Below are 18,609 nucleotides of genomic sequence, written 5' to 3'. Positions count from 1 at the left end.
GGAGCGAATGGTTATGAGAAATATTAAGTTTAGGGCGTGGCACAACGAAGAAGAACGATATGAATATTTGTCAAAATCTTATTATATGGGCGGACAAGTAGGAATGATGGACATCACTATTGGTAGTGATAAAGCAATTTGGGAACAGTTCACTGGCCTACATGACAAGAACGGAAAAGAAATCTATGAGGGTGACATCGTAAAGTTGCACGTTGTTATTTTGTCCCCTGATGACAAAGTTGGCTTCATCGAATACATTCCAAAGTTTGGCTACTGCATTAATTTTGGCAAAGCTATTGCACGTCAGGAGTATTGGGCAGCTAACGATAAGCACGACATTGAGGTCATAGGCAACATTCACGAGAACATAGAACTGTTGGAGGTAGTTAATGACAATTAAAAATATTAAATATGAATTGTTCAATGATCACTTTCAAAACTATAAGCAATATGGAATACCAAAAGCGCAATTAGTTATTGCAGATATTCCATATAACTTAGGTAACAACGCCTACGCTTCTAGTACAGAATGGTATGTTGACGGAGACAATAGCAAAGGCGAGTCGGATAAAGCCAATAAAACATTTTTCAATACAGATGTTGATTTTAAAATTGCAGAGTTCATGCACTTTTGCTCAAAAATGTTAATCAAGGAACCGAAAGACAAAGGAAAAGCACCAGCTATGATTGTCTTCTGCTCATTTCAACAAATCCAAGAATTGATAGACCAAGCTCGAAAGTATGGGTTTAATCACTATTACCCACTGGTGTTTATCAAGAACACTTCGCCGCAAGTTTTGAAAGCTAACATGAAAATTGTTGGTGCTACGGAATATGCTTTGGTGTTCTACCGAGATAAATTGCCAAAGTTCAACAATGACGGACGTATGGTACTGAACTGGTTTAACTGGGTACAAGATGGCCGATACCCCAAAATACACCCAACGCAAAAGCCTGTGCCTGTATTGAAAGAACTAATCAATATCTTTACCGATTATGGTGATGTAGTTATTGATCCAGTAGCGGGAAGTGGCTCAACGTTACGAGCTGCTATTGAATTAGAACGTAGCGCATACGGGTTTGAGATACAGCGAGATGTTGTTAAAGAGGCAAAGGAAAAGATGTTACACAATATGGCAACAACTTTGTTGTTGTGAGAAAGGCTATAAATGAAAAATTACGTTAAATGGTTAGGACAAGAAATTAAGTCATTGAACACAGTAGGAGCGGTAATGTTGGCGTTCATGGTTGGCGTGCAGTTGGCACTGTTCTTGGTGGCACCTATTACTGGACTATCAATTATCACGCTAGTAGCAACGTTGGTTGGGTCAGCATGTACGGTATACATGATGATTGGAAAGCCTATCAACGGGCTACTTGGTTTGATTAGCGCACTAGGATTTATCTACGTCAATTGGACGGCTGGACACTATGCCAGTGTGTTAGATCAGTTAGTGTTCGTGGCATTGATTGATATTCCACTGATTGTGACTTGGAAGAGTTGGGGTCACCGTATTAAAAATGGTGTGAAACATTTGAGTTTCGGGAACTGGATGTCAACAGTGGCATTGATGTTCATTATCTGGATTCCACTTATCGTTGTCTACACTTGGTTAGGCGACACTAACCCAGCATGGGACTCATTGACATTGGTAATCGGTGCGTTTGCATCAATCTATGTATTTCTAGGATATGGTGACAGTTATACATTGTGGTTGATGGCTGATGTGGTCAATATTGCGCTTTGGTTTACTGCTTTGTCTGCTGGATATTCCGCAAGTTCATTGCCAATGTTGTTGACGATGGCGTTCTATCTGATGACAGCATTGTATGGACGTTTCGTATCAGTTTGGAGTAAGTGATGAAAGTACATGAATTGAAATTAGACGAAAAATATTTTGATTTAATTAATAATGGCTTGAAAACATTTGAAATTCGGAAGAATGATAGAGACTATCATGTTGGCGATTTGTTGGCCCTTTCTAGATATAACAGCGAGTTGAATTGTTATAAGCAAACAGACAGTGCTTGGGCATCACAACCTTATAAAGCTAGTTCAGTTCATGAAGCCGATACGATTTTAAGAAAAATCATTTATATGACGGATTACGAGCAGAAAGATGGTTACGTTGTTTTGGGTATTGGGAAATATTAAACGGGTGATGTAGAAAATGAAGAAGATTGAAAAAGTATGGAAAGAGTTTAAAGAGCTAGAAAACCCTAGTCGGTATGTTGGTAAGTCTGGTATGCAAGTGTTTGATGTGATTAATGAGTTTGGACTTGATTTCTACGAAGGAAGCGTACTTAAATATCTCATCAGATACAAAAAGAATAACGGAATTGAAGACTTGAAAAAGTGTCGTGAATATATCGATTACATGATTGCGGGGTATGAGTAATGGACAAATATCAAGACGAAGACGGCAATCAATACTATGTGTATGAGTACAAATCAATTCTTGGCGTTTGGCGGATTGAGAAGATTGGCGAACAAGGATTTCAAGAGACTGACAAGCATGGGGCTGACAGTTTCATTGCTGAAAACCAGCTAACGGTAGTGGAGGAATAATTATTGAGGGACTGCATTGTTGAATTTGATTTAAATGTTCTCAAACAATTCACTCTCAATAAGTACATTCAGGCTGAACGTAAGAATCGTTACATTGGCTCAAAGATGAAGAAGCAGGCAACAAATTACTGCCAGCTAGTAGTACAGCAGGCAATGGTAGACGGTGTGCGATTCGAGTGGCCATGCATGCTTGAGTTCCGTTGGTATGTGCCAGATAAGCGAACTGATTCAGACAATTGGGCGTTTATCAAGAAATTCATTCTGGATGGAATGCAGAAGGCAAATGTACGGGGTGAAGTGTTCTTGCCGAATGACAGTCTGAAATATGTGACTGGATTTCATGAGTCGTTTGAAGTGGATAAGGAACGGCCACGGGTCGAGATAAGAGAAGCAAATAACGTTGTTAGGGGAGAGTGTAGTGGCTGACAAGATTGACAAGTTATTTACAGAATATTTTTCAGGCGAACTTGAGAAAGAGATTTCGTTTAGAAAGTTCGAGTTAAGAACTGCTCATTCGACTGATGAAAACATTGGTGGCGGACGAGCTGAGAATATCAACAACGAAAAGTCAAAAGTTGAAGGCGTTCTTATAAAAGAGTATGAGGATCAGGAACTTAATTTGCTTCAAGCAAGATACAACGCTGTTCACGATTTCATTGTTGATAACGATTTGGAATTGGTTAATATGCTTGATTATTACTACGACAAGCGCAAGAAATATGTTTGGAAAAAGGTGTCTGGGTTGGTTTTCAAGTCAGAACGTCAATGCAAGTATGACCGAGATAGAGCTAAGTACAGATTTTTGTTAAAAAACACGTGGATTGGCTAAATGTTGCACTTTTTCAGTTGGAAAAGGCGGTAAAATTGTAGTATAGAAACATTAGATATTTAGTGTTTCGACAGCGACCCAGTTGCTCCAATTACCTTTTTCTTTTTACGTTCTGGGTTCGCTGTTACTTTTAGCTCGCCGTGATCCAAGATTAGATACCTTGGTAGCGAGTAGTAGTCATCTCCTGGCGGAAGGTGGCTACGGTACATATTTCCGGTTGTCAATACGCAAGGGTATACATTAGCTTGAGAGCTGTGTATTTGAATATGTAAGTCGTATTGATTAAAAACGATGTTGCATGCACATCTAATCCGTTTGTTTCGGTTTGAGACGGTTGGCAGGGTCGCTACCTGCATTACATACTTGCCTCGTGGCGGGCATTGTACACCACTGTATGCTCTGACAGTAGTACCATACTGTTACTTGCCGGCCAATGGGCATTGTACGTTGGAGGCTGTACCGGCTGTTACATCTACAGTCACACAAAGTCTGGAACTCGTGAAACATTTGCAATATTACTGATTTGCTTTGTGTACATAACGAACTGTTGCAATTTTTGCAATGGTTCTTTTTATTTGGAGGAAATGCCATGTACGAAGATAAAGAGACCAGAATGCGACGTCATAAAGAACAGGCAACGGCTGTTAATAAACAGTTCGCTACTGTGACTGATGAACGGCCAGACAAACACGATTATCGGCATGCAAATATGCGGGCAGGATTTCGGAACGGTGCGATTAATTACTATAAGCATATGAGGTGGCTAAATGGAGAATAAGATAACTGTTGTGAATGTTTCTTATGAAGGAATGGCTGTACAGGTAAATTTTAAAAATTCTGATGGAACTTTGGTTCAGGGAGTTACTGATTTCAATAAGAAAGGTAACGCTCTTGTATTAAATACAGAAAAAAGAGTGTTTGCATACAATCTTAAGCTTGTTCATTCGATTGCCTTTTTAGAAAAGTGAATGATAACCGAGACAGCTTAGGCTGTCTTTTTTAGTACATAAATCAAAACGAAAGGAACGGATAAGTGATATTAATTTTAATTATGATTGTTCTAGCTTTATTTATAATCGAACTGCTATTTGATGCCGTTGTATTGACGTTGGTTATTGTCTGGTTGCTCTTTGGATTAAAGGCAGCGCTGATTGTGTTAGCAGTGATGTTGATAGTAGGGTGGTTGTGTCATGCCAAAAGTTAAGCGATGTCGAGCAAATGGTTGTCATGCAATGGTGGCGTTTGATTCACGCTATTGCAAGCGACACCAAGATTTAGCAATGGACGAACCCAAACCTAAGCGTAACAACTACCACTACAATCATCATGTGCGTAACCGTGACGAGAATAAGATTGATCAGTACAAATTCTATCGAACAAAGAATTGGGTACAGTTACGACAGTTGACACTCGAGTCACAACATTATCTGTGCCAGTATTGTTTGGCGAACGACATTGTGACGACTGCCAAGACAGCGGACCACATTGTGCCAGTAGAGTTTGACAGTAACTTGAAGGATAGCATCGACAACCTAGCGGTTATCTGTCCATCTTGTCACACCAAGAAGACCAAATGGGAACAAAGATGGTATGGAACAGGTCAAGGCAACACGCTAAGGTCTGTGCGTCCAATCAATGACATTAAAACAATCAATAAAATGATGAATGACGTTTAACGTGCCTGACAGGCGTTTTAAGCGTTTTTTTATTATGCCGGTATAATTACACTAAAATAGATTTTAAATTTAAAATACCCCCCCTAACGTTCGAATAACAATAGAGCGCTCACATATCGTCATCTTATAAAAAAATCGAATTTTTAAACTTTTTAACCCAGGGGGGTCAAGCAAAAACGAAAGGAGGGCGGGAATGCCTAAAAAATCGAATAAAAACGTCAACAGTGGGCGCTTGCGCAAAGACCCGCCTGACTATTTCGGAAGACAAGCGGGGGTAACGTGGCGCAAGGTAGTCGATTTTTTAAACGACTATCCAGAAGTGATTCGAGTTGATGCTAACTTGGTTGAATTGTATTGCACCCAGTACGAAATCTATCGAAATGCTTACAAGCATATCCAGGAGAATGGCGAAGTTCAACCTATTTATGTTTCAGTTCAAAACGCAGCTGGAGATGTCATTGAAAAAGATTTCAAAGGCTATAAGCGCAACCCGATGACACAGATCTATAACGATGCAGTTAAGAATTTGAACAGCATTGGTTCGGAGTTGGGCCTATCACCCAAGAGTCGCCGTGCTTTGTTTGGTGAATTGTCCAAGGGTGATGATGACACTGCCGAAATTATGAAATTGTTTGGTGGTAGCTGATGAAAAAAATCGACTTAACCGTTTCGCATAAAGTTGACGAAGCGTTCGAACAATTGAATACAGACGAGATTAGAAGTAAGTATACTGACAAAGGCACGCGCTATGCTTTCAAGGTTTTGAAAGGCGAAGTAACTGCTGGTTATATGATGAAGTTGGCAGCATTCCGCCACATTCGAGACTTGCAACGACAAGGGGATGCTGACTTTCCGTTTACTTATTCGATGAAAAAGGCGGAACAGATTCTGCTATTCGCGTCCATGTGTCCAAACGTTGACACTGGTGAGCCAACAGAACTGATGGATTGGCAAGAGTTTATCCTTACTCAGTTGATAGCATGGCGAAACGAAGACAAAGGTAAACGTTTCAGTCGTGCCATTGTTTCAGTTTCCCGTGGACAGGGCAAGACTTACCTGATGGCGATTGTCATGTCTTATTCTTACTTCATTGAATCAATCGGTTTGGAAAACCAGGACTTTTTAGTGTCATCTATTAACTGGAAGCAGACAACTAAGTTGTTCGGCTACATTAAGACCATGATGAAATCACTCGCTCATGAATCAGTGTTTAAGAAGATTGCTGACGAAAGCGAGTTGGCAATCCAAAACGACCAAATCATTATGAAGAAACATAACAATGTTATTCGTGCTATCAGTCATGAGTCTGGCCAGTATGATTCATACCATTTCACAACAGCGATTGTTGATGAGATTGGTGAAATCAAAAGTCGTGAACGGATTTCCAAGATTGTATCTGGTCAGGTTAAAGTTAAAAACCGCCAATTCATTCAAATATCAACGGCCTATCCAGACCCGTCCGTTCCTTTTCATGACGATCAAAAGATGATTCAACAGGCAATGGAACAAGATTATAAGCGTGATGCTGATACTTATTTGGGGCTGATATGGTCCCAAGATGGACTTGATGAAACGTTTCAACCCGAAACGTGGATGAAATCGAATCCATTATTGGGATTGCCTAGCCAAAGAGATAATCTACTAAGTGGACTTGCAGACAAGCGGGATTCTGACGCTTTATCTGGAACGATTTCAGACTTTCAAAATAAGAATTTGAACATGTGGCTGCAAGAATCGACTAATTCGTTCTTGAAATTGGCAGACATTGAGAAATCGGTTGTTCCAAGCTTCGATATTGATGGTCGCCAAGTCTACATGGGCTTTGATTACTCAATGTTCTCGGATAACACGGCCATTGGTTTTGTCTTTCCTTACGAAGAAAATGGTGAACGCAAGTGGCATGTTTACCAGCATAGTTTTATCCCGTGGGAAAAAGCTGGTTCGATTGAGGCCAAAGAAAAGCAAGATGGTCTTGATTATCGACACCTTGCAGAACTGGGATATTGTACGATTACGAGTCATCCACAAGGGCTGATTAATTCTGACCAAGTTTATCAATGGATGCGTGAGTTTGTTGAAGACCATCGATTGGACGTTGTGTTCTTTGGTTATGATGCCTGGGGCGCAACGCCAGCTATCAAACAGTTAGAGTCCAATAGCTCGTGGCCACTGTTGGCTGTTCGTCAACGAACTAGTGAGTTGAAAGACCCGACTAAGTTCCTGCAGTCGTCCATGGTGGAAGGTTCACTGACACGATTTGACGACAAAATCATGGAAAAGGCACTGATAAATGCCAAAATTGTTGAAGACAAGATTGGTATTCAAGTCGATAAGGCTAAGGCAACGCTAAAAATTGATGTGGTCGATGCCATTATTGATGCCATGTATCAAGCAATGTACCATTTTGAGAGTTTTTCAACGGTCAATGACCCGAACCAACAGTATGAACGAATGACGGACGAACAAAAGTTAGAGTTCTTACTCAATGAATCAGGAATGATTTAGGAGATATACAACATGATTAAACAACTATTAGCGCCTATATGGCGCTTTTTTGATGTCATTTTTTTCACGATTTCGATGATATTTATCAATATTTTCGCGTTTTCTTTTGGAAATCGATGGGGATTTCTAAGTATTGCGATCACTTCGTTTTTGGTCGCGCTGGCAAGTGAATTGCTGGCGTACCAAATGAAAGGAGGAAATGAATAATGCCACTTTTTAAGCCGAACTTTCAAAATGGATTGGCGGTTCCTGGTGGTGTTGAAATTGGATTTACAGACGGTGATGTCATCAATTATCTGAACGTTGATAACAATGACAATAAGTATGTCTCGGCTGAAAAAGCATTGGAGAATTCTGATGTGTACTCGGTTATCTATCAATTGAGTTCAGATTTAGCAACGTCGAAGTTGAATGCTAACAAAAAGCAGTCGCAGGCGATGATTGATAATCCAACGAACAATTGGTCAAACAGTCACGCGTTTTGGCAGTCAGTATTCGCGCAATTGTTGTTAGGTGGCGAAGCATTTATCTATCGATGGCGCAACGTCAACGGTAATGATATGCGTTGGGAGTATTTGCGACCAAGCCAAGTGACAATTTACGCGTTAGAAGACTTTTCGGGCGTTTATTACAACGCTTCATTCGACAGTCCGTTGGTTGGATACAAGGAAGCAATTCCAGCTAACGACATGATTCATTTTAGAATGATGAGTCAGAACGGTGGGGCTACTGGTATAAGTCCACTTAGTGCTTTGTCCAACGAATTTAAAATTAAGGACAATTCTAACAAGCTGACATTGAATGCGTTAACTCAGTCGGTGCTGTCGCCTGGAATCTTGAAGATGGATATGGGTCTGCTAAACGATAAAACCCGTGCTGCTGCTTCACGAAAGTTCATGCAACAGATTAACGACTCGAACGGCGGACCAATTGTACTGGACAACTTGTCTGATTATTCGCCATTGGAAGTTAAGAACGATGTGTCAAAGCTATTGGCGCAAACGGATTGGACGGGAACACAGATTGCCAAGGTATATGGCGTTCCTGATTCTGTTTTGAACGGACAAGGTGATCAACAATCGTCTCTTAATATGATTGGCGGTGAATACGCCAAGGCATTGATGCGATTCGCCAACTCAATCACGTCTGAACTATCTAATAAGTTGGGCGCGAAGGTATCGATTGATTTGAAGCCTGCACTCGACCCACTGAACAACGACTTCGCCTCTAATATCCAATTACTCTCACAGTATGGAACACTCTCACCAGAACAAGCACAGTGGTTGCTGAAGAACTCGGGATATTTGCCAGAAGACATGCCTGAGTATGTTGCGCCAGCAGAACCACCAAGTGCTGGTGGAAAGGAGGAAAGCTAATGACAACTATTGATGTGAAGGGTCCAGTTGTAGATAACGATACAGCGATGATGTACGACTACTTCGGCATGAATTCAATCTCACCTAATACAGTTAGTGCTGCAATTGATGAGGCGAATGACAATGACGATGTAACCGTCAACATTGCGTCAAACGGTGGCGATGTATTTGCCGCTTCCGAAATTTACACGATGTTGCGTTCTGCACCGAATAATATTGTTGTTAATATTCAAGGATTGGCTGCGTCAGCCGCTTCGGTTATCGCAATGGCTGGCGATACAGTCAACATTAGTCCGACAGCCCAAATCATGATTCATCAGGCTTCAACGGTTGCCCAAGGCAATAAGGACGACTTAGGGAAGCAAATCAACGCATTGTCAGGAATTGACCAGTCGATTGCTTCAGCATATGAACAAAAGACAGGCATTGACCAAGGGCAGTTGTTGAACATGATGTCGAACGAGACATGGATTGGGGCAAAGGATGCCGTTGACAAAGGATTTGCAGACAACATTATGTTCGCTGAAGAGCCAACGTTGCAGGTTGCCAACGCTGTGACTGATATTATTCCGAAATCAGCAGTAGCCAAATTCATGAATTTGAAAGCGAAGGCCGATTTGGAAGAACAACACGAGCAGGTTGAAGAACCAGTGGTCGAACAAGACCCGTCAGAAAAGACGGAAAAATCAACAACTGAAGAAACAAGTGATAGTCGCTTATCTGATTTACGAAATCAGAAGGCGGCTATTTTGTTAGGACAAATTTAAGGAGAAAGTGTATGAACATTAATGAATTGAACAAGGTATTTACTGATGCCGGGCAAAAGGTTTCAGACTTGCAGGCCAAGGCGCAAGCAATGGCTATCAACGACGAGGTCACAGCAGAAGAAGTTGCTGAAGTGAAGAACCAAATCGACAATGCAATTGCTAAGCGTGACTTGGCCAAGCAAAACTTGGAACAAGCTCAAGATGCACAAGCATTGGAAGTGATGAACACGAAGGCAGAGCCATTGACTAAGAAGGAAGAAGATGTAAAGGGTTCATTCGTTCAAGATTTCAAGGACATGGTTACTGGAAACCCACGTTTTTTGAACTCGATTAACTCAAGAACTGACGATTCAGGAAGTAATGCAGGATTGACAATTCCGCAAGACATCCAGACTCAAATTCATCTTTTGGTTCGTCAATACGAATCATTGCAGGAGTTGGTCAAGGTCGAAACAGTCGGCACGTTGTCAGGTTCTCGTGTGTATGAAAAGTGGACTGACATTACGCCATTGCAAAACTTGGATGCAGATGATGCGTTAATTAGCGAAATCGATTCACCACATTTGACAGTTGTCAAGTACCTTATCAAGCGATATGGAGGTATGCAAACAGTCACTAACTCGTTGTTGAAGGACACTGCCGAAAACATCATGGGGTGGTTGACTACTTGGGTATCACGTAAGGTGGTTGTTACTCGTAATCAAGCCATCATCAGCCAATTGAACCAAGCTCCCAAGAAGGCAACGGTTGCTAAGTTTGATGACATTAAGGATTTGATGGGACAACTCGACCCTGCCATCCACATGTTGTCATCATTTGTGACGAACCAAGCTGGTTGGGTGGCTTTGAGCAAAGTTAAGACCGCTACTGGTAAGTATTTGTTGGAACAAGACCCAACTCAACCAGACCAATACACTATCTTGGGACACCAGTTGAAGGTAGTGTCAGACCGTTGGTTGCCTGACATTTCAGGAAATCACCCATTGTACTTCGGTGCATTGGACCAAGCAATTACATTGTTTGATCGCGAAGACATGACGATTCAGACAACTAATGTCGGCGCTGGTTCATTTGAAACTGACACTACCAAATTGAAGGTCATCGACCGTTTCGATGTACAACCAACTGATTCAGATGCCTATGTAGTTGCTTCATTTGCTGCATTGGCAGACCAACAATTTAACGGTACAGCAGCCGCTGCAACAGGTAAGTAATCAATTTCAGTCGCCGGATAAATAAACAGTACCCAATCAGAATGGGGCGGCTAATAGGAGGACACAATGCTAGTATCAATTGATAAGTTGAAGCTGTCCTTAAGGATTGATAGCAGTGCTGACGATGCGTTGCTAACTGGTTATTCAACTGCTGCCGAGTCTTATATTAAGAATGCTATTGGATATGATTATGATGATTTCTACACCGAAGAAAGGGTAGCACCACTATTCGAGACGGCAGTAATTGCCCTTGCAAGTAGTTATTACACGTTTAGAACGTCGTTATCATTGGTCCAGTCTTATCCAGTAGACGTTGCGGTTGAGTCGATTATTGGCCAATTACGTGGCGAATATTTGTTGTTCGAGGAGGCTAATAATGCAGATAAATCCAAATGAGTTTACTGACCGGTGCGAATTTGGTTATGTCGATTCTGTCCCGAATGAGACGAACGGCAACCCGGAAGATAAGTTCACTTATTCGTTTTCCCGTTGGTTTGGCTGGCGTAATCAGACGTTCAATCAACAATATCAATTGTTGGGTGTAACTAAAACTGATACGAGGCAGATTGTCGTACGACACGACCCCGAAATTAAGCCGAACATGCAGGTACGAATTGATGGAATTGCCTATCGGTTCGTCATTTTTAGTCCGGATAACCGTTCGTTGCGTGATACCTTTGATTTGCTGACATTGAAGGAGGTGGATAAGCCATGAGTGGTTTTGAAAATCAAATGAATGGTATGTTGAACCAATTAGGCGGTTTAGTTAATTTGACTGTTGAAGAACGAGAAGAAGTCACGAAAAGTGGCGCTGACGTTCTGAAGGAAAACATGCCATCGGTTACGCCATACAACGGCAGACGTAAACATGGACGAATTGACCATTTGAAAGATAGTTTCGAGATCGGACCAATTCAGGGTGAACCGGAAGATGGTCATACTGGTTTTGGTTTTGCCAAAAAAGGCAAAGATGGTGTTAACCATGCTCGAATCGCCCGTTTTGTTAATGATGGAACGGTCAAGAAAGCACCTACTCATTTTATTGACAAAGGTTTTGTCGAGTTCCAGGGAGCGGCGAACGAAGCAATGGCCAAGAAGCTGTCTGATATTCAATTGAGAAAGGCCAAAAAATGACTGTATTAAGTAATTTATACAAGATGTTAAACGGGCGTTTCGGTTGGGCAGACAGGGTATACGTCAAATCTATTCCATCGAGCGCACCATCGGACAGCACGTTTATCTTTATTACGGATAGTACGCAACAAATTAAAGATTTCGGGTCAAACGCATTCCAAAACATGCAGTATGACTTAGAAATTCAAATTTTTTATAGCACAAAAAGCACATTGGATTATGACTCGGTTGAGTTAGATTTGATGCGCTTTTTAATTTCAAACGGATATGTAATTTCAAATGTTCGAGGTCGTATTCAAGACCCCGACACATTCCAAGATTATCAAACAATTATTGTCTCAAAGACAGAAAGAGGTATTTAAATGGCTACATTAGGAATTGGGCGGGCATGGGTTGCCCGTATTGGTGACGACGGCAAGGTAATCACTGGTGTCAACGGTATCAATGGTGATGCGTCAGACACGAGCGGTGTATTCATGATTGACCAGTCATCATCTATGGGTATTGCATCAGCCAATATGACGAACTTGCAAGGTGCTTTGTCAGATATTTATGGTTCAAACAAGCTGGTTTACAAGTCAGCCGCTAAGGGTAATGCTCAAACTGTATTGACGGTTAACCATGTTCCAGCAGAAGTTAAGCAACGGATGTTGGGCGCTGCGCCAGATAGTCGAGGTGGCTTTACTATCAATGGTAAGGCAAACTCTAACAACCGAATTGCTTTGCTGGTTGAGTCAGCAGACGCGTTTGGCGACCAAGAAGCAGTCTACTTTGGATTCTTCCAAGGTATTGTCACAGAAGCATCAGAAAACGTCGCAACGAACGATACTGCTGAAAAGCGGACACAAGACGTTTTGACGTTCGGACATTTGGAACGTGGCGATGATGGATTTGGTAAGCGCTACTTCTCATGGCTTCCAAACTTCGACAAGCAAAAGATGTTCAACGACATTTTCCCATCAGCTACTGGAACGGCGGTATCAGCACCATCAACACCAGCACCAACTTCATCATCTAATTAATTTTTTATAAGTCGTCTTCGGACGGCTTTTTATTATGCCCAAAAGGGCGCCACTAACTATACAAAACAAGGAGATACAAAAATGGCAGTAAAAATTGATGTTAAGGAATTATTGGGACAAACAAAGAAGGTGGAAGTTAAGACCACTACCAAGAATTTCAAGAAGGCGGTTTCTTTCATGCGTTCGTTAAATAAAATTCAACTTGATCAAATGCACATTGAAAAACAAGGTGATGATCTTGAAGACTTTAATAGCGTGGAAGGGTTGGAATTAAGCGACAAAGGAATGGGTAGCATGATTGAAATGGCAGATACAGCCACCCAGTATATCGCTGAAACATTGAAGCTTAGCAACAAACAAGCTGAAAAATTGGAAGAAGAAAAGGACATGGACGAAGTAATGGCGTTTGCCATTAAACTTGCTGAAGAGGTCACGGGTACCAAGGCTGAAAAGGCTGGTGAAAAGGAAAATTTAAAAGCTTAAGCGAGCGCTATGACTACTTAGATAATGCGCTCAAGGACTTGGCTTACAACGAACAACAAGCCATGATTAACCTGCACGTCATGCCAGAAGAGTATGAAGAGCAAGACTACTTCCTGATGATGGAAGTTATGAACGCCAAGTCAAAAGAAGACCGTCCATTGTCTCGAAATGCGTTCTTGAAAGAGATTGGTATTGATCCAGACAATCTGACGGAAGACCAGCAAGGAAAGGAGGTATAAATGGCTAAAATCACAAACGAGATGGCGACCAAGCTGTCTCTTGATACAACTTCAGCTTCCAAGACGTTGAAAGAGTTCACTGATGACGTTAAGAAGTCAACGAACGAGTGGAAGGTTCAAGAAGCGCAAATGAGGTCCGCTGGCGACCAGTTAGGCGCTTCAAAAGCCAAGTATGAAGGCTTGACAACCGCTGTTGAAAAGCAATCAGCTAAGGTTGAATCGTTGAAACAGGCGTTGGAAAATACCAACACGTCAACGGAAAAAGGCCAAAAGTTGCAAGGCATGTTGACGGCTGAATTGGCGAAAGCTGAACGGCAGTTAAACAGTTACAATGGCCAATTGGATAGGGCGGAACAGTCATATAAATACCAATCGTCTGGTATGGCTAAGCTTAACGATGACATTAAGCACAACACCGAATTAACCGAAGCCAACGTGAAGCAGTTGAAGGCTGAAGGTAAGGAGCACGAAGCTAATAAGGTAAAGCTGGAAGGGTTAGCCAAGAATCGTGAGAGTCTGAATGGTATCTTGAAGATACAACAGGCTGAACTGGATAAATTAGCTTCGTCTGGCGATAAAAACTCGGAAGCTTACAAGAAACAAGAACTTCGTGTTGCTCAAATGAAGGCCAAGATTGCCGAGGCTAATTCAGAGATTCGGACCATGAATAGCCATGGTATTAAAATCAACACGTCTAGTCTTGATAAAGTCAACGAGCGATTAGCTAAAATGAATGAGCGTGTGAACAAGAGCGGTCATTTATTTGGTAAAGTTTTCGGAGCTAACATTGTTTCCGCTGCGTTTATTAATGGATTGGCTTCATCGAAAGCTCATTTGGTTGACGCGTTAAAAGCTGGTACTGATTTCAACAAAGAGCAACAGGTCATGGGTGCCACTTGGAATACATTGACCGGTTCTGCCGAAAAAGGACAGGATATGGTTAACTCCATTAACTCCATGTCTAAGGCGTTTGGCCAATCAAACGATGTCGTAAATGAATTGCAACAACAGTTCTATCATGTTTTCAACCAGAAAGAGCCAACAGAAAAGCTAACTGGTTCCATGTTGACACTGGCTGATACGTTGGGAATGAATAACGAAGAAGTTGAACGATTGGGTCTCAACTTCACTCATATGATGTCGTCTTCGAGGTTGCAGTTGGGCGACTTCAACATGATTTCTGACCAGTTGCCAATGTATGGCGAAAAACTGTTGGAATATGAAAAGGAAGTTCAGCATAATTCTAATTTAACGATGGAACAATTGCGGAAACAAATGTCTGATGGCAAGATTTCCGCTCAAGATGCCACTAACGTTATTAATGAATTAGGCGATAAATACAAAGACGCCAGTGAAAACATGATGTCTACGTTTACTGGTATGCAACGCCGAATCAAGGCACAAAGCCATGTGTTGGCAGGGTCAATTACAAGACCATTGCTGGAGACGAAAAACCCGCTGTTTAAAGCTGTGTCTGATTGGGTGGCTGATGACCGAACGGTTAAGCTGTTTGACAATTTTGGTCAGCAATTAAGTAAGACGTTCAATACCATTACGTCAGCATTTGGTAAATCATTTAAGAGCAAAGATTTTGACGAATTTGCCAATAACACTATGGTGAAATTGACTAATGGTGTCCAACGTTTTGGCGACTATGTAGCTAAACATTCTGACGACATTATTAACTTCTTTAAGGGAGTTAAGTCGGTTGGAGGAGCAGGTTTTAGCACATTAGGTGTGACGCTTAAAATCGCCATGCCTCTTCTCGAAATGATTGGTAAATTTGCAAGTGATCATCCTAAGGCTTTCAAGGCATTAGCAGTTAGTGTGATTGGATTTAATGTAGCTTTGAAAGGCACCATCGGTATGTTGATGGGCGTTTCAAAAGCCAAAGAAGCACTAATTTTTGGAAAAGGATTATTTATTAAGCCAAAAGTTGATGGGTCGTCTGCTAAACGAGAACTTGGAATTATCAGTAAATCTGTTGTTGGAATTGGGAAAGGAATAAAATGGGTTGCTAAATTAGCATGGAAAGGCGTTAAAAAAGCATTTGGTGCAATCAAGTTTTTGGCTAAAGGAATTGGAAATGCAGTTAAATGGACTGGAAAATTAGCTTGGAAAGGAGTCAAGTTAGCGCTTGGATCTATCAAATTCCTGGCAAAAGGTGTCGGTAAAGCCGTGTCTTGGACGGCTAAACTAGCATGGACTGGTGTTAAACAAGCATTTAAAGGTATTGTAGCGCTCGCAAAAAATCCTGATAAGTACATTAAGTATGTTGCAAAAATGGCATGGAATGGAGTTAAATTAGCTTTCCGAGGAATAATTGCGACCGCTAAAGCAATTCCAAGACTATTAAAGTGGACAGCAAAGATGGCTTGGACTGGTGTTAAAAAAACTTTCAAGCTAATTGTCGCTTCTGCTAAAGGTGTTGGTCGTGCTATGAAGTGGACAGCAAAGATGGCTTGGACTGGTGTTAAAAAAGCTTTCAAGCTAATTGTCGCTTCTGCTAAAGGTGTTGGTCGTGCTATGAAGTGGACAGCAAAGATGGCTTGGACTGGTGTTAAAAAAGCTTTCAAGCTAATTATCGCTTCTGCTAAAGGTGTTGGTCGTGCTATGAAGTGGACAGCAAAAGTAGCGACAGGCGGAGCAAAAAAAGCTTTATCTGGATTACTGACTGCTGCCAAAGTGACAGGTACTGGAATGAAGGCCGCTTTCAGTTGGGCAAAAGCTAATCCTTTGTTTTTAATTATTACGGGAATTACACTTGCTGTCACAGCCTTCGTTGAACTTTACAAGCACAACAAAAAGTTTAAAAAATTTGTTGATGGCATCGTCAAGGGTGCCAAGAAACTATTTGATGGCGTAATCAAGTGGTTCAAAAAGTTACCAAAAGAAATCGGTAAATTGTTCAAGGGGGTTATCAATTTCTTCAAGAAAGACTGGAAAGAAATTGCACTGTTTATTGTTAATCCAATTGGTGGTGCGATTGCTTTACTTTATAAACATTTCAAGCCGTTCCGTCAGTTTGTAAATGGTATTGGAAAGTTCTTTAAGAACATTTTCAAATCAATGGCGGATGGCGTTAAATCGGCTATGAACAACATTGGTAAGTTTATCAACTCGGCCGTCAAACTTTGGCAGAAGATTTTTAAAGCCGAGTTGAATATTATTTCATCAGTGTTTAAGTTCATTTTTGACGGGATTAAGGTAATTATCCAGAACGTCATGAAGACGATCCATAATATTATTTCAAGCGTACTAGGGACAATCTCAAACGTATGGAACAGTGTATGGAATGGAGTTAGCTCGTTCTTTGGCAATATCTGGAAGGGGATGTCAAAGTTCATCTCTAACATGATTAACGGCATTCATAACACTATTAAAAACGTACTTGATAAGATTGGTAGCACTTGGAATGGAATGTGGAAAGGTTTGTCTGACTTCTTTGGCAGTATCTGGAAAGATATTAAAGGATTTGCCCAAGATGGTATTAATGGCGTTCTATCCATCATTAACGGTGGTATTGACGCTATTGATTCTGTCTGGAAATTCTTCACTGGTCACGAAACAAGCATTCATCATTTAAAACCAGTTAAGTTTGAACGTGGTGGTGTTGTTGAAACCCGTATGTCAATGATTAACGATGGCAAGGGCGAGAACTGGAAGGAACTTATCCAACTTCCAGATGGTCAACTTAAGATGTCAAATAAGCGTGACCATGTATTACCATTGCCGGTTGGTACTCGTGTCTATAACGGTGACCAAACCAAGCAAATCATGAAAGCGGCTGGAGTTGAAAAATACGCCAATGGTGGAATAATCGGTGGTGTTGTTAGCGCTGCCAAAGGTGCTACTGATTGGACGGTCAAGACTGCTAAGGGTGTAGGCGAATGGGCTGGTGACAAGTATGAGATGGTCACTAAGTTCTTGAAGGACCCACTTAAGAATGTCACTGATTTAATCGTTAAAGGTACCAAGGGAATGTATGATGGTTTGCACAGCTTCGGTGACATGGCTCACGGTGTCTTTGATAATCTGTACAATCCAATTGCTGACTGGTTCAAGAAGGGACTCGAAGCGATTAAGTCTAGTCTCGGACGTAACGCACCGAGTGGCTCTGGTGTTGAACGTTGGCGTGACCAAGTAAAAGACGCGTTGAAAGAAAACGGTATGAGTACCGAGTCTTGGGCGGTCAATAAAATCTTGAAGCAAATCAGTACCGAATCAAGCGGTAATGAAAAGGCTGTTCAAGGTGGCTACACGGACATCAACACGAAGACTGGTGACTTGGCAAAAGGTCTTATGCAGACGATTAGCGCAACGTTTAATCGTTATGCTTTCCCTGGTCACAAGAACATTTTCAATGGTTATGACAACTTGTTGGCTGCTATTGCCTATATCAAGAACCGTTATGGCATGAACATGTCAGGAATTGGCGAAGGACACGGCTATGCAAATGGAGGTCTAGTATCACGTCATCAAATTGCACAGATTGCTGAAGGAAATAAACCGGAAATGATTATTCCGCTTGATTCCATGAAGTCATCTCGTGGTTTTGAGTTGCTTGGCAAGACAGCAGTAGCGATGGCCGCTCGTGATGGACAGTCTAACCAGAATACAACCGATAATTCGGAAGTTGTCGGTAAGATGGACCAAATGATTACATTGCTTAGCATGATTCTAGGTGTTAATAAAGAACAGTTAAGTTCTGGATCACAAAATAATGGCTTAAAAGCTATCTACGAACAAATGGCCCGTGATAATACCATGCGTAAGTATCAATCAATCTAGGAGG

The 18,609-nt window shown here is 41.4% G+C and carries 24 protein-coding genes; all 24 read left to right on the top strand.

The features are described 5' to 3' along the window. The first annotated feature begins 13 nt into the window (after positions 1-13). The 24 genes from AABI20_RS00465 (at position 14) to AABI20_RS00350 (ending at position 18,605) form a co-directional block, all read left to right on the top strand. A complete protein-coding gene (locus AABI20_RS00465) occupies positions 14-400 on the top strand; it encodes a YopX family protein (RefSeq protein ID WP_338346471.1) in 387 nt (128 codons plus the stop codon). Further along, positions 390-1,157 carry a DNA-methyltransferase gene (locus AABI20_RS00460; RefSeq protein WP_338346470.1) on the top strand — a complete coding sequence of 256 codons (768 nt, stop codon included), beginning with the start codon at positions 390-392 and terminating at the stop codon, positions 1,155-1,157. The genes AABI20_RS00465 and AABI20_RS00460 overlap by 11 nt, the downstream gene beginning before the upstream one ends. 12 nt (positions 1,158-1,169) lie before the next feature. After that, positions 1,170-1,862 carry a nicotinamide riboside transporter PnuC gene (gene pnuC / locus AABI20_RS00455; protein WP_338346469.1) on the top strand — a complete coding sequence of 231 codons (693 nt, stop codon included), beginning with the start codon at positions 1,170-1,172 and terminating at the stop codon, positions 1,860-1,862. Beyond that, on the top strand, positions 1,862-2,155 hold the full coding sequence (locus AABI20_RS00450; protein ID WP_338346468.1) for a DUF3850 domain-containing protein: 294 nt from the start codon (positions 1,862-1,864) through the stop codon (positions 2,153-2,155). The genes pnuC and AABI20_RS00450 overlap by 1 nt, the downstream gene beginning before the upstream one ends. A gap of 16 nt (positions 2,156-2,171) precedes the next feature. Further along, positions 2,172-2,399 (top strand): DUF3310 domain-containing protein, encoded by a 228-nt coding sequence (locus AABI20_RS00445; RefSeq protein WP_338346467.1) that lies wholly within the window; start codon positions 2,172-2,174, stop codon positions 2,397-2,399. Then, positions 2,399-2,569 carry a hypothetical protein gene (locus AABI20_RS00440; RefSeq protein ID WP_338346466.1) on the top strand — a complete coding sequence of 57 codons (171 nt, stop codon included), beginning with the start codon at positions 2,399-2,401 and terminating at the stop codon, positions 2,567-2,569. Before AABI20_RS00445 ends, AABI20_RS00440 begins: the two co-directional genes overlap by 1 nt. A 418-nt stretch (positions 2,570-2,987) precedes the next feature. Then, a complete protein-coding gene (locus AABI20_RS00435) occupies positions 2,988-3,398 on the top strand; it encodes a hypothetical protein (RefSeq protein WP_338346465.1) in 411 nt (136 codons plus the stop codon). A gap of 613 nt (positions 3,399-4,011) precedes the next feature. Further along, a complete protein-coding gene (locus tag AABI20_RS00430) occupies positions 4,012-4,176 on the top strand; it encodes a hypothetical protein (RefSeq protein ID WP_338346464.1) in 165 nt (54 codons plus the stop codon). Beyond that, a complete protein-coding gene (locus tag AABI20_RS00425; protein ID WP_338346463.1) occupies positions 4,166-4,366 on the top strand; it encodes a hypothetical protein in 201 nt (66 codons plus the stop codon). Before AABI20_RS00430 ends, AABI20_RS00425 begins: the two co-directional genes overlap by 11 nt. Before the next feature lie 312 nt (positions 4,367-4,678). Continuing rightward, complete coding sequence (locus AABI20_RS00420; RefSeq protein ID WP_338346462.1) at positions 4,679-5,074, top strand: HNH endonuclease; 396 nt, start codon at positions 4,679-4,681, stop codon at positions 5,072-5,074. A gap of 193 nt (positions 5,075-5,267) precedes the next feature. Continuing rightward, positions 5,268-5,720, top strand: coding sequence for a phage terminase small subunit P27 family (locus tag AABI20_RS00415; RefSeq protein ID WP_338346461.1), 453 nt, complete (start codon positions 5,268-5,270; stop codon positions 5,718-5,720). After that, positions 5,720-7,579 (top strand): terminase large subunit, encoded by a 1,860-nt coding sequence (locus AABI20_RS00410; protein WP_338346460.1) that lies wholly within the window; start codon positions 5,720-5,722, stop codon positions 7,577-7,579. The genes AABI20_RS00415 and AABI20_RS00410 overlap by 1 nt, the downstream gene beginning before the upstream one ends. 12 nt (positions 7,580-7,591) lie before the next feature. Next, positions 7,592-7,786: a DUF1056 family protein gene (locus tag AABI20_RS00405; protein ID WP_047975444.1), complete on the top strand. Its 195-nt coding sequence runs from the start codon at positions 7,592-7,594 to the stop codon at positions 7,784-7,786. Beyond that, positions 7,786-8,955: a phage portal protein gene (locus tag AABI20_RS00400; protein WP_338346459.1), complete on the top strand. Its 1,170-nt coding sequence runs from the start codon at positions 7,786-7,788 to the stop codon at positions 8,953-8,955. Before AABI20_RS00405 ends, AABI20_RS00400 begins: the two co-directional genes overlap by 1 nt. Further along, positions 8,955-9,722 (top strand): head maturation protease, ClpP-related, encoded by a 768-nt coding sequence (locus AABI20_RS00395; RefSeq protein WP_338346458.1) that lies wholly within the window; start codon positions 8,955-8,957, stop codon positions 9,720-9,722. Before AABI20_RS00400 ends, AABI20_RS00395 begins: the two co-directional genes overlap by 1 nt. Before the next feature lie 11 nt (positions 9,723-9,733). Further along, positions 9,734-10,936: a phage major capsid protein gene (locus AABI20_RS00390; protein WP_203617188.1), complete on the top strand. Its 1,203-nt coding sequence runs from the start codon at positions 9,734-9,736 to the stop codon at positions 10,934-10,936. A gap of 66 nt (positions 10,937-11,002) precedes the next feature. Continuing rightward, positions 11,003-11,332 (top strand): head-tail connector protein, encoded by a 330-nt coding sequence (locus AABI20_RS00385; RefSeq protein WP_338346457.1) that lies wholly within the window; start codon positions 11,003-11,005, stop codon positions 11,330-11,332. After that, the gene (locus AABI20_RS00380; protein WP_338346456.1) at positions 11,313-11,651 is read left to right on the top strand and encodes a phage head closure protein; all 339 of its coding nucleotides are present in this window, start codon (positions 11,313-11,315) and stop codon (positions 11,649-11,651) included. The genes AABI20_RS00385 and AABI20_RS00380 overlap by 20 nt, the downstream gene beginning before the upstream one ends. Next, on the top strand, positions 11,648-12,070 hold the full coding sequence (locus AABI20_RS00375) for an HK97-gp10 family putative phage morphogenesis protein (RefSeq protein ID WP_338346455.1): 423 nt from the start codon (positions 11,648-11,650) through the stop codon (positions 12,068-12,070). The genes AABI20_RS00380 and AABI20_RS00375 overlap by 4 nt, the downstream gene beginning before the upstream one ends. Then, positions 12,067-12,432, top strand: coding sequence for a DUF806 family protein (locus AABI20_RS00370; protein WP_338346453.1), 366 nt, complete (start codon positions 12,067-12,069; stop codon positions 12,430-12,432). The genes AABI20_RS00375 and AABI20_RS00370 overlap by 4 nt, the downstream gene beginning before the upstream one ends. Next, positions 12,433-13,092: a major tail protein gene (locus AABI20_RS00365; protein WP_203617173.1), complete on the top strand. Its 660-nt coding sequence runs from the start codon at positions 12,433-12,435 to the stop codon at positions 13,090-13,092. It abuts the gene before it with no gap. Positions 13,093-13,173: 81 nt separating this feature from the next. Continuing rightward, positions 13,174-13,575, top strand: coding sequence for a phage tail tube assembly chaperone (locus AABI20_RS00360; protein ID WP_338346452.1), 402 nt, complete (start codon positions 13,174-13,176; stop codon positions 13,573-13,575). A 62-nt stretch (positions 13,576-13,637) separates the two neighbouring features. Then, a complete protein-coding gene (locus AABI20_RS00355; protein ID WP_338346450.1) occupies positions 13,638-13,814 on the top strand; it encodes a hypothetical protein in 177 nt (58 codons plus the stop codon). Further along, the gene (locus AABI20_RS00350; RefSeq protein WP_338346449.1) at positions 13,815-18,605 is read left to right on the top strand and encodes a tape measure protein; all 4,791 of its coding nucleotides are present in this window, start codon (positions 13,815-13,817) and stop codon (positions 18,603-18,605) included. It begins immediately after the preceding gene. Positions 18,606-18,609: the final 4 nt, after the last annotated feature.

Source organism: Fructobacillus cardui, from assembly GCF_963580785.1.
In the GTDB taxonomy this organism is placed as follows: Bacteria; Bacillota; Bacilli; order Lactobacillales; family Lactobacillaceae; genus Fructobacillus; species Fructobacillus cardui.
This window is presented reverse-complemented; position numbering and strand designations above follow the sequence as displayed.

Bases quoted from the DNA above. Each gene is read 5' to 3' on its own strand.
- AABI20_RS00465 (WP_338346471.1), top strand. From the start codon at position 14: ATGAGAAATATTAAGTTTAGGGCGTGGCACAACGAAGAAGAACGATAT.
- AABI20_RS00360 (WP_338346452.1), top strand. From the start codon at position 13,174: ATGGCAGTAAAAATTGATGTTAAGGAATTATTGGGACAAACAAAGAAG.
- pnuC (WP_338346469.1), top strand. From the start codon at position 1,170: ATGAAAAATTACGTTAAATGGTTAGGACAAGAAATTAAGTCATTGAAC.
- AABI20_RS00400 (WP_338346459.1), top strand. From the start codon at position 7,786: ATGCCACTTTTTAAGCCGAACTTTCAAAATGGATTGGCGGTTCCTGGT.
- AABI20_RS00380 (WP_338346456.1), top strand. From the start codon at position 11,313: ATGCAGATAAATCCAAATGAGTTTACTGACCGGTGCGAATTTGGTTAT.
- AABI20_RS00385 (WP_338346457.1), top strand. From the start codon at position 11,003: ATGCTAGTATCAATTGATAAGTTGAAGCTGTCCTTAAGGATTGATAGC.
- AABI20_RS00440 (WP_338346466.1), top strand. From the start codon at position 2,399: ATGGACAAATATCAAGACGAAGACGGCAATCAATACTATGTGTATGAG.
- AABI20_RS00375 (WP_338346455.1), top strand. From the start codon at position 11,648: ATGAGTGGTTTTGAAAATCAAATGAATGGTATGTTGAACCAATTAGGC.
- AABI20_RS00460 (WP_338346470.1), top strand. From the start codon at position 390: ATGACAATTAAAAATATTAAATATGAATTGTTCAATGATCACTTTCAA.
- AABI20_RS00355 (WP_338346450.1), top strand. From the start codon at position 13,638: ATGATTAACCTGCACGTCATGCCAGAAGAGTATGAAGAGCAAGACTAC.
- AABI20_RS00350 (WP_338346449.1), top strand. From the start codon at position 13,815: ATGGCTAAAATCACAAACGAGATGGCGACCAAGCTGTCTCTTGATACA.
- AABI20_RS00430 (WP_338346464.1), top strand. From the start codon at position 4,012: ATGCGACGTCATAAAGAACAGGCAACGGCTGTTAATAAACAGTTCGCT.
- AABI20_RS00415 (WP_338346461.1), top strand. From the start codon at position 5,268: ATGCCTAAAAAATCGAATAAAAACGTCAACAGTGGGCGCTTGCGCAAA.
- AABI20_RS00390 (WP_203617188.1), top strand. From the start codon at position 9,734: ATGAACATTAATGAATTGAACAAGGTATTTACTGATGCCGGGCAAAAG.
- AABI20_RS00450 (WP_338346468.1), top strand. From the start codon at position 1,862: ATGAAAGTACATGAATTGAAATTAGACGAAAAATATTTTGATTTAATT.
- AABI20_RS00410 (WP_338346460.1), top strand. From the start codon at position 5,720: ATGAAAAAAATCGACTTAACCGTTTCGCATAAAGTTGACGAAGCGTTC.
- AABI20_RS00365 (WP_203617173.1), top strand. From the start codon at position 12,433: ATGGCTACATTAGGAATTGGGCGGGCATGGGTTGCCCGTATTGGTGAC.
- AABI20_RS00395 (WP_338346458.1), top strand. From the start codon at position 8,955: ATGACAACTATTGATGTGAAGGGTCCAGTTGTAGATAACGATACAGCG.
- AABI20_RS00425 (WP_338346463.1), top strand. From the start codon at position 4,166: ATGGAGAATAAGATAACTGTTGTGAATGTTTCTTATGAAGGAATGGCT.
- AABI20_RS00370 (WP_338346453.1), top strand. From the start codon at position 12,067: ATGACTGTATTAAGTAATTTATACAAGATGTTAAACGGGCGTTTCGGT.
- AABI20_RS00445 (WP_338346467.1), top strand. From the start codon at position 2,172: ATGAAGAAGATTGAAAAAGTATGGAAAGAGTTTAAAGAGCTAGAAAAC.
- AABI20_RS00405 (WP_047975444.1), top strand. From the start codon at position 7,592: ATGATTAAACAACTATTAGCGCCTATATGGCGCTTTTTTGATGTCATT.
- AABI20_RS00420 (WP_338346462.1), top strand. From the start codon at position 4,679: ATGGACGAACCCAAACCTAAGCGTAACAACTACCACTACAATCATCAT.